Below are 12,952 nucleotides of genomic sequence, written 5' to 3'. Positions count from 1 at the left end.
TCGTTTCCCGTTCTCATAAAAGTTTAAAATACAGTAATGATGCCCAGTAACGGCTTCATTTTCTCTTACTGATGGAGGGACAAGAACAATGAGAACGTACGAGGTTCGTTATTTGGACAACAGTAAAGTACAATTAGTTTATTCAAGTTTCGGGGAAGTAAAAAGGGTGGTTACCATTAAGGTTGGAGATAGCTTCTATGTTCAACCCGATAACCCCAAAAAGCTGTTGCATCGTGGTAGGCACTGTATCATTAAGGATTTTCAGAAAGATGACATTGGAAACCCGAGTCAAGTCATTGTCACTTTCAGCGACAATGGCAGATCGGGGAAGGTCGATATACAGGACCTTGTTGTTACGCCCAAGACAGCCGAGGATTTGATCCAACCTTCTCCACAAAACGACTTGCCGAGATTTCTTCCTGAAGAGGTGCCAGGCGATCTGCTTACACGGAACGAGCTCAAATCAATGGGGCGTAAGCCAGTTCGGAATTGCTCGGCTTACGTTGTCTACCGAGAGCAGCCAAACGAGTTTGAACTCTACCACATTGACGACAGCATAGAAACAAAGAAGCAAAGCGGGTTTTCAATAGTCCGGAAGGATTTCACTTTGACCGAAGTACTTGAGAAGCGTCAACGTGCGCTTAGAGTGAGAAGAAAGCAACTGCCCCCGCAGTAAAAACGAGGTAGTGAAGTTAAGACCGGTCGTTCCCGATCGGCCTTTTTTCGTTAATTACAAAACATATCTGTACGTCTCAGATAAAGGGCAACGAAGATACTTGGGATGGCTGGGTTCCGGTTTTGCTTGGCTGTGGCTACTACTTGTACTATCTAATCAAAATACGGATGAGCACTTTGACTAAGGCAAACAACATTGCAAAATATATATGAAACAAAATTTAATACGAAGGGGGATAAAGTAGTGCAATTATTTGTAATAGGAAATGGGTTTGACAGAGAACATGAATTAGCGACAAATTATTGGAATTTTAGAGCGTACTTAAAGAAGGTAGACCCTAGCTTCCTTCATTGCTTTGAGGAGCATTATGACATTTACCCAAAACGCGATGAAGAGACAAAAAAGAAAATGTTATGGAATGACTTAGAGGCTAACCTCGCTAATATTGATGAAGATGACATTGTTGAGCAAGCTGTTAGTATAGACATGGGTTTGGAAAGCGGTGATATTGGTATTGAAGATACGTTACATCAATACTTTTTGGACGAATATAAGTACATAGATCAATTAGCAATACATCTGAAACGATGGGTAAGAAGTATACGAATCCGTGATGTACAGCCCAGAACAACCCTTATTAATAATTTTAATGACGCAATTTATATTACGTTCAACTATACAGCAGTATTAGAAACGGTGTATAAAGTGAGTGAAAATAATATAATACATATTCATGGCTCCTTAAGGCGACGTGATGATGATCCTGCACTAGGACATGGCAATATAAAAAGAATAGAAAATATTCAAGAAAAGCGTAAAAAAGCTGAAAAAATATTTGATGAAAAGGAAATAAGTATTTGCAGAGTTGTGGAGCAATATTACAAACAAACTTATAAAAATGTTAATAAATTCACCTACAAACTACAAAGCTTAAATGACAAAGATATTGATGAAATTATTATTCTTGGTCATTCACTTGCGGGTGTTGATATTCCTTATTTCGAATATATTGATATACTTACAAAGCAAAAATGCAATTGGACGGTATATTATTACTGCGAAAACGAACAGCATAGAATGTTCAACAGCTTAATTAAATGTGGTGTAGATGCTGAAAAGATTGAAATGGTTCCTTCATCTAAGTTTTACGATTTATAATTAATTGGTATTTCAGCCCGTTGAAATGCATCTTATTTTATGAAGTCGCTGCTTTTGTAAACTCCGCTTGTTATTGTGAACGCAAGATTTTAATAAAATGTGTTACGTAAGTATCGAGCAAACCAGAAGGAGAGGGAACGTTATACATTGGGCGGATAGCCTCATTGTTAAATTTGTTTTCAACTTCCTTGATAATTACAGGATCATCGTAGCTCAGGCGGCGCTCAGTATGGTTTGAGTGCGCTGCTAAAGAGGGGGAAGGAGGTTAAAGCCTGTCAGTCTTAACCATTTACGCAAACCCGACTCTGCAGCCACAAGTATACATCTCCCTCAAAGCGGATATATTGAGCGCCTTTCACAAAAACTTACACTAACGGGGAACATTAGTTGAATGAAACAGCAGGAGTCATGGACAAAAAATAATGTCCATGACTCCTGCTGTTTCAATACTTGGGTCAGTCTAATACATTTTCTATGAGCCATCCAGTCTATTACTTAATTTCCCCATACAGTCGTTACTCTTCGTTGCGAAACAGTAAAGCACTAATGGTTAAAAAAGCTGTACACAGTAGAGATTTGGCGGCTGGTCGGAGTCGATCCTCGATCTCTATTTGCTAATCTAACAAGATAAGGAAGATACAGTTTCTAAGACTAGAGATGGCAAGTTGTTACTATTATAATTTTCGTGAAGTTAAATTCAGAATACGAGGTGTTAACAACTGAAAGGTTTCATCCATTTCTTTAACGTTATTAAAGCGACGATTAAGATCTGGATTTGTTGCAGTTTCGAAAAATTGAATAACGCCGTCGTCCTTGATGGCCGACAATTCTTTTTTTCCAGTAAGGATATAACATATGATGAAGGCAAGTGAAAAGACTTCGTGACGTACTTCATAATTTTCAAATCCGATTATTCTTAAATTTGAATCATTCAATGACCCTTTGAAGTCCGTTCTAGGACGGGTCAACCGAATATGTGGGTGTTTTGCCAATCCAAAATCGGCAATCTTTAGGATTACACTCCCATCATCATGTTGTTTAACAAGAATATTGGAATATGCAATGTCTCGGTGTAAAAAACCTTTACTATGGATATAAGAAAAGGCTCGGAACAATTGTTTAATCAGCACAATTCGCTGTTTTATAAGAAGTCGATCGTTCCATTTACGAATGTATTCATCGAGTGTTAGACCAATGAATTCCATTGTGTACGAAGTGGTTTGATCATCGTACTCATAAGCTTTGACGATATAAGGAGAGTCAAGTTGCTTCAAGTCGTCATATTCGTTCCGGAACCGCTGGAGTTCTGTAGCATTCAAGTTATCAAATGCTTGCTTTTTAGCGATCCACAAGTCATAAGTTTCATCTCTATATTTGTGGACTTTTGCATAGGAACCTTCTCCAACGAAAATTAACGGATAAGCTTTTGATGGATTGCTCGGTACCGATACGGAGTGTTTTAGGTGAAAAATATTACGATGATCGATCAGATCAATTTCTTCAAGATCATCCGGGATGGGGCTACCGTTGGTCGGCTGTAAAAAGTTTTTGCTTTTCTTCAACAGTTCGTCATAGGATGGATCCAGATGAAATTCAAATTCGGTTGTTTTAGACACCGTTTTCAAAGAGCCAATCATTTTAATAATGTCTAAAAGTTTACGACTTGGCTCTGCATTGTAATGGCCGTTCCCTCGAAATTTCGAGAAAAGAAAACGAAGCAGCTCATTCAACTCGTAATGCCATACAGAGAATAACAGTCGCTGATCCTTATGGGGAACTGAGGAATAGTATTCTTCATAAATCCGACTATTATAAAAGCTGAAGGATTCTTCAACATCACGGAGTTGGCGCTTCATTAAAGCAACACTATCATTGTGGGCATAAAGATCCATAGGTTTCATCTCCAAAAAATATTGTCCACTTTGCTCGACTTAAGCTTAGGTCCTGTCCTCCACTACCCACAGAAAGTCATACTCTACCGTACAGGACACAAAAAAAAAGCCCGGGAATGCCTTCCCCCGGCCTTCAGGACGCGTACTTCGCGATTTGTTAGCGTAACAATATCACAAGATATGGTAACTGTCCAGAGTAAAGCAAAGTAGGTACAATAAAACAGTTTCGCTAAATTTCTCGTCCATGGCAATGCGAGCTGGATTAAGCCTGACGGATGGCCAGCGCACTCGGTTAATTTCAGACGAAAGCTGGGAATGAGCGAAAAAACGAATACTATACCTCTAATTGGATTTCCCAACCCTCGATGTATCGGTTTCTGACGAAAGAAAAAATCGTATTGGACCAAAAAATAAACACTTAGACTGAGAAAATAAAGTAGTAGGCTGACGGGGCCGGCTAAAGCAGAACAACAAAACAGTCCTTGCGTTCTTTTTACTTTATCATTCCTTAATAGATGGTCGATACGATGTACGAGATAGGGAGGAGAGGAGTAACAATTTATATAGCCTTAGGTTGGTTTGTCATTATCGGTAATAGGATGGAAATTGATTCAAAATTTAGATGTCCAAACCAGTCAACAGAAAGTCAAAGAAAAATTAAGGACATGAAATCATATACACTTCTGACTGTTGCCATGATGGTTTATGATCAACCATTTGAAGAAAATATAATTCTTCAGAAATACGTTGACCAGTATGTTTCAATGTTTAAGATATAATAAATACCCGAAATCATAACCATATTTATTATTTATTGTCGGGGGACAAAAACATTAGTCCCATTGAAAGTCACTATTATAGCGGTTTTATTGGTATAAGTTCTTGTCCCGAACCGAGGACAAGAACTTGTACCGATTACCGTAAAAGACAAGAACATGTTCTGATTATCAAATAGATAAATATCTAACTATGTTCACATGCAATTCAATTAAGCTAACGGGCAGCACACATTCAATTTGTGTTAATATTACTAGAGCGCTATTTGTATAAAATCAGTGTCTTTACTATAAAAAATTGTTACAAATGGCGGGGTTATTTATGTCGTTTACCATATTCTAAAGTACTTAAAATGGACAAATAAAAGCAATTCGTTCCCAACTTCAAATACAGCATTCATAAAGTGGAGAATATTAATGGACAATGGAAACTGACAATTGAGAATCTTTTGGAGCACATATAGTTTCATCGGCTCGTTACGCTAACGGGAAATGTTAGTTGTAATATACGAGATAGGATAGATGAAATGTGATTTATAATAAACCTGATGCATCATAATATTTCAAATAAAAATAGTAGGTGATGTAATGAGCGGTATAAGTGGAGCCATTGGTGCATTTGTTAAAGGTGGTACAGCCTTGTGGAATAGGGTAAAAAACGCACAAACCGAAACGATTAAATTAATCATCAAATCACTAAACAAAGGAACAATGCACTATGCAAGGTATTTATCCACAAAAACGGAACAAGATGAATTTGAGAAAACGATATATTGGGAAGAAAAGAAACTAAAACAATACTTTGAGAAAAAATATTCTGAAGATAGACATTTTGGTTTTCACACTGTAGAGGCTAAGGATTTAGCGAAGGATATTGAACATTATTTGATACTCTCTAATCACCATTTCACCCAAGAAGAAAAAATATCTCACGTTGAAAAAATTATTTTTCAATCACAAAGGGAGTACATAATCGAGCAACCGAATGATAAGAAATCGTTAGGATTATTACAATTAAGAACAGATATCAAAATTGAAGAAATAGTACAATCGCTCTCTTTACTAACTACAATACAAGAAGGACTACTACAACAATTACAACTACCCAGACTTGAAGATGGGCAAGAGATGGATGTTATTAAAGATTTCCGATATTACTACAACCTTTGTATCAATTTTTTTGAGAAGAATAAATATTCTGAATGTCTAACAGTAATCCAAGAAGCATTTAATTTGGAGTTATCAACGGAGCAATGTATTTCCCTTAAATTTTTTGAGACAAGTATCTACTATAATCAGTTCAATTATGACCTTGCTTTGGAACGTATACTTGAGGTTGAAGATAAATTCGATCGTGAAATTAGTGATAAATTCATTGCAAATATTCTCGGTCACAAAGGTTCTATATATTCAGAAAAAGGAGTGAAGGAAAATAATTCGGGGTTAGTACGAATAGGAATCCAATGCTTTGAGGAGCAACTTAATTTACTCGATGTAGAAGAAGAGCAGAATAGCAAACTCGGATATATCTATTACAACTTGGGCACATCATATCTTTCTATCCTTGAAACTCAAAATGATATTGATTGTTGTATCAAATACTTTGAACTGGCACACGAGATGTTACCTGAAAATGCAGAAGTTATGAAGAATCTCGGAACAGCGTATGGGTATAATCTACAACATGAACAAGAAATTGAGATGTATGAACTAGCGTTAGCAGCTAAACCTGACCTATTTGAAGCATTATGCGCTATGGGAATGGTTTACTATATTTATTATAATGAACCAGAAGAAGCGATAAGGTATTACGGCAAAGCCGTAGAACAACGGGACCAATGCATTCGCTTCCCCCATGCGTATTATTGGCTGGGAAAGTGTTACTTTGAAATAAATCTTAATGAAGAAGCAATAACAACAATCAATGAGGGATTGCGAGTCGCGCCAACACAAGAACACCTCCTTCAACTGAAATCAGAAGTTTTGTATAGTTTACTTCAAGAAAAAGCTGAAAAGTATCTTCCTGAATATTTTCAATTTATGAATAAACTTTATCCAGAACCGACTGAAGAGAGTGCATCAAAATTAATTGCAGCTTTGTTGCTAAACCATAAGATTGAGGAAGCGCAGGAACTCTTAGCTACATTCCCCAAAGCTATCAGAGAGAGCAAAGAGCTGATGCCCTCGTATTTTATGTGGGCGTTTAATTGTGTGGAGAAAAATGATTATCAAGCGGCTTATCAAATCATCCAAAATATCAATCCTGATAAATTTGATGAAGAAATTAAACCATTCAAAGATTGCTATCACTATATCATGGCATTGTGTCTTGGCGGACTCGATAAAAATGAAGAGGTAGTAGAACATTTAGAAATCATTCTTGCCGAAGGTTCAATATTTACACAAGTTGAAATCCATTCTCTATTAGGTGAAGCATACCTAAAAATTGAAAATTTCAATAATGCCCGAATCCATTATCATAGAGCGAAATCGATAGTGGGAGAAGACAACACAAATCTGGATATAGAGTACGGATTATTTCAAGCCTATTTAGGATTAAAGAGAGTGCGTCCTGCCAGAACAGCGCTTTATAAAATGATTGATTTATTATCAGTTCCTTATGCGGGTAGAATAATATCCACAAAAGATGTGAATGGTACTAAATCTCAACCAGAATCTGAATCTGAATCTGAATCCAATACAGACACAAGAATGTTGGAAATAATTTCGGGAATCCAGCAGCTTGCCTATTTAGAAGTCGAACATAAATTTAAAGAAGCAGTATCAGCGCTTCGAGAAGAAGAGTTAGCTAAAGAATTAGAACGGTATAGAGAGCCGTTAAATCGTTACTTTACAAGTAAACTTATAGTTACTATGGTTAACTTTAACGCAATTGTAGCTGAAGATTTTCTATCAAACGTTAAGATATAATAAGATGATGGCTATAGCCTTCACAAGTGACTTTTTTGTCCATCGAGGGACATTGGGCTTAGAAATTGGAAGTGTATGTCTGTCGATGGACAAGGACTCGGATTCATAGCTAAATTTGATGATTTCTAATAATGCAATGTATGCTGCTTGATTGATGAGTTGATCTATATGTTAAAAATGAATTTTTTCGAACCCGTTATTAACTCCAACGGGTTTGAAACGATGATGGGGGGGCGAAAAGGGCAAGTCTCAAGGGGCAGCAGTTTCAATATTTTAGTGATCCAAGTGTGGATACGAGGCAGCATGTAACATTATTATCTGATAAATTGAAGCACCTAGGACAAGGTTGCTAAAGTTTGCTCATGAATTCACTTTATTGGTATTAGCTGGGGGGAAATTGAAAATGTTTAGACTGACTAAGGAACATGGGCGTATGATTGGAAAGGTTAAGAACAAAGAAAACGTTACAAAATCAGCCCTTGCTTCGTTGAGATTAGCGATTAAGTCATATTTTAAAACTTACCAGGTGGCCTCTGAAAAAGGCATAGTTAAGGATATGTACATTGAAGAAGTCGATGCCTTCTATGAATTCACTATGGAACGAATTGATATATTTTGTGACAATACAGATTATCAAGAAGTTTATCTACAATGCATATTCCATTTCCACCATTTTTTCGAACTTTTATTGAAAGATGTCTTGGCAAGTGTGCATCCAAAACTAGCCCATAAGGTAAAGCTAGATGGTGACAACTCTGCTATAATCCTTGATATACTCTTGAACAAGAACCCACAAGACTTAACTGAAGATAATACTGCAGAATTTATGACATCACTAAATCGAGTAATAAACTTGATGAAACTCAATGATACTACCATACCTATCATATCAAAAATTGTTAGTGATAATAAACAAACCTTGGTAGATCTAAACCAGTTAAGAAATCGTGTTTGGCATAAGGGAGTATACCTCTTACGAATTAACGAGTTAGATCAGTTTATTTCTCAAAATGTTCTCCCCTTAGCAGTTCGATGTTTAAATTTCAGTAATTATAATGAACTAGAATCTTATTGGAAGTATAAAGAAGCTTCATCCTCATTAGACCCGATAACTGAAATAATAAGATCAGGTCAAGGTCAAATTGATTATAAACGTATAGCTTTTTTTAAGGCATATGGACTTGCATGCTACACAATGCCTGCCTGGGAATTCGACGTTAATCAAGTCGAAGAAAGAGCACATGCGATCGGAAATGCTATTCCTGATATGGATGTCGTTACCTGTTTTGTTTGCAACAAGAAAACGCTTCTCGTTAGTACCGAAACAGATTTTGATACTGACGAAGAGGGGGCGCCGGTGAGTATATGGGTCAAGTCTATCGCTGCAGAGTGCCTGAATTGTTCACTAAAAATATTCCCTGACATAGGGGAGCCTCAGTCTCATGGTGTTGAGTGTGATGAAATGTGGAAATTTGAGGATGTTCTTACCGAATAAAAAAGAGGAGGAGATCTGTGGCTCAAGTAGGCGGTTGGAAAAATTGAATTTTTTAACCCGTTGATGATTAATTCCAACGGGTTTTTATTTTTTGTTAAAACGATGATGATTGGATGATGATATGATGATTGAAAGAAATGATCAACAGTTTTATAAATTTAGATATTTAGTCAAAATACGGATTTTGTGAACATGTCTAAGAAAAACCGCGTAGCGACGCGGGTTTATCGATCCATGTTATTTACAGCATTACGCATCTCTTCATCTGTTAAGTGTGTGTATATCATTGTTGTTTGAATAGATGAATGCCCTAATTGATTCTTCAATCTTGGGACATCGTTATTTTCCAAATGATATCGCGTTGCAAATGAGTGTCTAAGCGAATGCACTGTTAGAGAGGGTTTCCCAAAAGCAGTTGCATATTTTTCAACTAGCTTTTCAATTGAGCGTTGTGTCAAACGCCGGCTTTTTCCTTTACGACCTACAGGAGCTGCAATAAATAAATAGTTCTCGTGTTTTTCAGGTAAATATCTTGCTTCTCTGATCTGCAGATAATTTTCTATATCCAATAAAGCCTGCTTACTGAAGTAAACATATTGTTCTTTATCACCTTTTCGTACCACTCGTACTAAAGCTTTATTCATATCTAAGTCATCAATATTAATGCCTGCAACCTCGGACAATCTAAGCCCTGAACCCAAAATCAGCGAAACAATAGCTGTGTCACGCTCACGATTGAATTGATGAAACGTAAAGATCCGCTTATTATCTTTATGTTTTTCGCCGAAATCATAAGCTACAAATTGCCTAAATGATTCAAAATCATCTTCTCTAAGGATTTTTCCTTCAATTCGGTTTGCAATGGTTTCTTGGCTTTCTTTGACGGCATTTAAGTCTACTTTGGCCATCACATTTCGTTGAAGATAAGGCTTCAGATCGCTTGTTTCAGCCTTATTCTGAAGGTAGTCAAACAAAGATTTTAAGGAGGACAATTTGCGATTTATCGTGAGTTTCTTGTTTCCAAGTTGATAATCCAGGAATGACAAAAAGTTTTCTACTTCACGAACTGTTAATAACTCCAGTGTTTCTAAGTTTATTTCTTTTCGACTTGATGAAGATAGATTCTCAGCAATAAGCCAATCAAAAAAAATAATGTAATCATGGCAATAATTAAGAAGTGTCGTTGGAGATAATTTGCGTTTTTTACTATCGATAAATTCTGTAACATACCAAGGTAATTCTGATAGCTTTTCATCAACTCGTTGCATATAGTGCATTTTCATTTGTTTATCCATAGAATATACAAACCTCCATGATTCTAATATACTTTAATGATATTTATTCGTCAAATTATTATTTTACGTAATTATATTGACAGCAGCAATGCACTAGTTATTTTAAGGTGCCCTACTGCTGTTATTTTCTTAGCTACTACTAATTTATAATTCATCCAACGTTTGTGTAACGCCGAAATTCACTTTTAAATTATTGCTGTCGTAATCTCTACCACGAATTAATTTATTTTGTACTTCGTATATGAAGTTATATTCTATACAGATTTTCTCTCCTATAATTTTAATGTTTTTAATCAATTCTGAAATAAACTTACATACAAAATCAGCATCACTATACATCAAATTAGTTTTAATTTTTCATTGAGAAATCTTTGAGTTACATTTGGAGTCCTCTCTATTTCCTTCTAATACTGATTTCTTAAATGTTCTTTAAGTTTAACTTCCTCAATCATGCGTTTCGAAGGCAAAGAAACTCATAACTCCATGGAATTACAGTTGCCCCTACTTCAATTCAATTAAGAGTCCAACCAGAAGATTATCAATAACCCGATAATACGAAAAAGCCTCCCAATTAGAGACTTTTTCGTATTATGTTCTTGTCCTCGATAATTTACTTTTATCGTTTATGATAATCCTATCCTTTAAATTCAGTACAAGTTTCTTTAAAGCAACGAGATGAATTTATGTCATGTCATTAACTTAATCACGGATGAAATGCTTCACAACAATGCGTTCTGCTTCAATTATAAATTCAAGTTTCATATCAATGAATTTTTCTAAGTGGGCAGTTATATTATTTTCTTCAAAAGCCTTATTAAGCTCTTCTATATAAAAATCTTTAAATGACTTAAATTTATTTGAAATATACGATTTATTTATTGTTTGTATAACTAATCTTGAGCCTTCTGGATTGAAGTAACTAAATAAAAACCACTTTATATAGTCTTCAAATGTTATTATAACTTCCGAAAAATTAATATTTAAGAAAACATGCTCCTTCGCAAGGACTAACATGTTAATCACTTTTTTTACTTCTCTTGGTGTTATACTTCTAATTTTAGCCATTTCTTCAATCATTAAAATAATAGATTTTATTTCTTCGATCGTGAAAAAATTATGTTGTGTTTCCATTAAACTATTTAAATACTTTTTGTAAGATCTCTCTTCTGAAAGATAAACTGAAATAGTGATATATTTTTTTAAATATTCTTCTCCAAAAAGAAGCTTATCTTGTTTTGATGAATTATCCTCGAAATAAAATTGGTTACTGTTTGCTAAAGCCAAAGCAACTGTCTCCTTGTTCATAGATATAACATGAACAATGGAGTCAAACGATAAAAAGAGTTGGAGTGCACTGAAAAATTCAGCGATGGTTTTTTCCGAGCAACGATCCAATTCATCCGAAAAAATCACAATTTTCTCGTTTTTTTTGAGCCAAAGTTTTAATAAATCATCCAACGACTCTTTTACTTCTTCGCGGTTTCCAAGTTTGTGTCTAAAATTTGGAAACATCATGTTATTCACAAGCTTAACTGATAATGGTTCCAATAAAACTTGAATTTTTTTGAAAAATGGGACAGATAGTTGTACTATAGCTGTGATAGATACAAACAATGCTGCAATATTGATTATTGTTTTACTATTTTTAATCATATCAATAGCGGAGTTTTTACTGAAAAAGTAATAACTGACTGTTACGATATTTAGTAATATGAGTATTAAATTTAAAATGTAAATAGCCTTATTATTTCTGTAAGAGTAGATGAACTTCCTTAAAGAAAACAAAATTCTTCCTAAATAACCCTTCTCAGCTTCGTATTTCTCGTATAGTACTCTGAGTAACGAATACCAAATTTTATTCTGATCATCATATTCTGCTGGGTTAAAACGAACAAGATACGTCTTGTAATAATTTTTTTGAACATCGTTATCTTTCTCAATAGCACTGTTAAGAGATGAAAGTTCTTTCTCAATCAACTTTAAAAATGTCGATTTTCCAGCACCCCATGGTCCACAGATACCAATCGATAGTGGTGGGCTTGTTTCCTTATTAGCAATTAAGCGAGATATTGATTTTGCCTGAGGAGTTCGTGATAATAAATCTACTTCACTTTCTTTATCATTAAACATATAACCAATGCTACTATCAAAACCGTTGAATGCGTTCTTTTTCATTTCATTTTCTCTAACAAATTCAATTTTTCGTAGTTCTTCGTTTACCGAATCTATTTCACTACTTAATTGATTAAGTCTATATTGAGGATCCCTCTCCGGTTCGTATTCATAATCATAATCTTCTTCAAGGTGACCGTGAAAATTAGCAATTTCTTTGTTATATATACGTTTTAAATCAGTCAATTTCTTTTGTAATCTTTTTTCTTCTTCCAAATCTATGTACCTCACAATCTTAATTTACTTCTTTAAATCTCAAATTTTCGTACTAATTTTTGCTTATAACTAATAGGGTTATCCATTATGCTTACATTTTCTTCGTCCTTATAGTTAAATAATTCATAATTAGTATACCCCACGTGTTTCCTTAAATTTAACTCGTTGCTTCACCTGACTCAATTCCAGCCCAGTTCCGAAGGGCGTTGAGATGCTCTTAGCTCCTCTTCAACTCTCCGGAAATCCGAGTTTTCCAGATGAATGCGAGAGCCCATGTCCTTCAACTTAAATGCAAGATCCAATTCTCCCATGGCGGCAGCAACCTCACCACGACCTGCTAA

General features: G+C 35.3%; 8 protein-coding genes. 5 read left to right on the top strand and 3 right to left on the bottom strand.

Annotated elements, in window-relative coordinates; genetic code table 11:
- The first annotated feature begins 88 nt into the window (after positions 1 to 88).
- On the top strand, positions 89 to 676 hold the full coding sequence (locus EIM92_RS16210) for a tudor domain-containing protein (RefSeq protein WP_125083529.1): 588 nt from the start codon (positions 89 to 91) through the stop codon (positions 674 to 676).
- 243 nt (positions 677 to 919) lie between these two features.
- Positions 920 to 1,834, top strand: coding sequence for a bacteriophage abortive infection AbiH family protein (locus tag EIM92_RS16205; RefSeq protein ID WP_125083528.1), 915 nt, complete (start codon positions 920 to 922; stop codon positions 1,832 to 1,834).
- Between the two features lie 674 nt (positions 1,835 to 2,508).
- Here EIM92_RS16205 and EIM92_RS16200 read toward each other — a convergent pair.
- The gene (locus EIM92_RS16200; protein ID WP_164515129.1) at positions 2,509 to 3,726 is read right to left on the bottom strand and encodes a protein kinase domain-containing protein; all 1,218 of its coding nucleotides are present in this window, start codon (positions 3,724 to 3,726) and stop codon (positions 2,509 to 2,511) included.
- Between the two features lie 527 nt (positions 3,727 to 4,253).
- On the opposite strand from EIM92_RS16200, the gene EIM92_RS16195 reads away from it, so the two are divergent.
- The 3 genes from EIM92_RS16195 to EIM92_RS16185 all read left to right on the top strand — a co-directional run bounded on the left by EIM92_RS16195 (position 4,254) and on the right by EIM92_RS16185 (position 8,928).
- On the top strand, positions 4,254 to 4,505 hold the full coding sequence (locus EIM92_RS16195; protein ID WP_125083526.1) for a hypothetical protein: 252 nt from the start codon (positions 4,254 to 4,256) through the stop codon (positions 4,503 to 4,505).
- Positions 4,506 to 5,090: 585 nt separating this feature from the next.
- Positions 5,091 to 7,433: a tetratricopeptide repeat protein gene (locus EIM92_RS16190; protein WP_125083525.1), complete on the top strand. Its 2,343-nt coding sequence runs from the start codon at positions 5,091 to 5,093 to the stop codon at positions 7,431 to 7,433.
- A 403-nt stretch (positions 7,434 to 7,836) separates the two neighbouring features.
- Positions 7,837 to 8,928 (top strand): hypothetical protein, encoded by a 1,092-nt coding sequence (locus EIM92_RS16185; RefSeq protein WP_125083524.1) that lies wholly within the window; start codon positions 7,837 to 7,839, stop codon positions 8,926 to 8,928.
- 224 nt (positions 8,929 to 9,152) lie between these two features.
- Here EIM92_RS16185 and xerS read toward each other — a convergent pair whose 3' ends face one another.
- Positions 9,153 to 10,223 (bottom strand): tyrosine recombinase XerS, encoded by a 1,071-nt coding sequence (gene xerS / locus EIM92_RS16180; RefSeq protein WP_125083523.1) that lies wholly within the window; start codon positions 10,221 to 10,223, stop codon positions 9,153 to 9,155.
- A gap of 699 nt (positions 10,224 to 10,922) precedes the next feature.
- Positions 10,923 to 12,611, bottom strand: coding sequence for a KAP family P-loop NTPase fold protein (locus EIM92_RS16175; protein ID WP_125083522.1), 1,689 nt, complete (start codon positions 12,609 to 12,611; stop codon positions 10,923 to 10,925).
- Positions 12,612 to 12,952 lie beyond the last annotated feature (341 nt).

This window comes from Paenibacillus lentus (assembly GCF_003931855.1).
Lineage (GTDB): Bacteria > Bacillota > Bacilli > Paenibacillales > Paenibacillaceae > Fontibacillus > Fontibacillus lentus.
This window is presented reverse-complemented; position numbering and strand designations above follow the sequence as displayed.

Excerpts from the sequence above, each read along its gene's own strand:
- EIM92_RS16210 (WP_125083529.1), top strand. The coding sequence starts at position 89 with ATGAGAACGTACGAGGTTCGTTATTTGGACAACAGTAAAGTACAATTA.
- EIM92_RS16200 (WP_164515129.1), bottom strand. The coding sequence starts at position 3,726 with ATGGATCTTTATGCCCACAATGATAGTGTTGCTTTAATGAAGCGCCAA.
- EIM92_RS16195 (WP_125083526.1), top strand. The coding sequence starts at position 4,254 with ATGTACGAGATAGGGAGGAGAGGAGTAACAATTTATATAGCCTTAGGT.
- EIM92_RS16190 (WP_125083525.1), top strand. The coding sequence starts at position 5,091 with ATGAGCGGTATAAGTGGAGCCATTGGTGCATTTGTTAAAGGTGGTACA.
- EIM92_RS16185 (WP_125083524.1), top strand. The coding sequence starts at position 7,837 with ATGTTTAGACTGACTAAGGAACATGGGCGTATGATTGGAAAGGTTAAG.
- xerS (WP_125083523.1), bottom strand. The coding sequence starts at position 10,223 with ATGGATAAACAAATGAAAATGCACTATATGCAACGAGTTGATGAAAAG.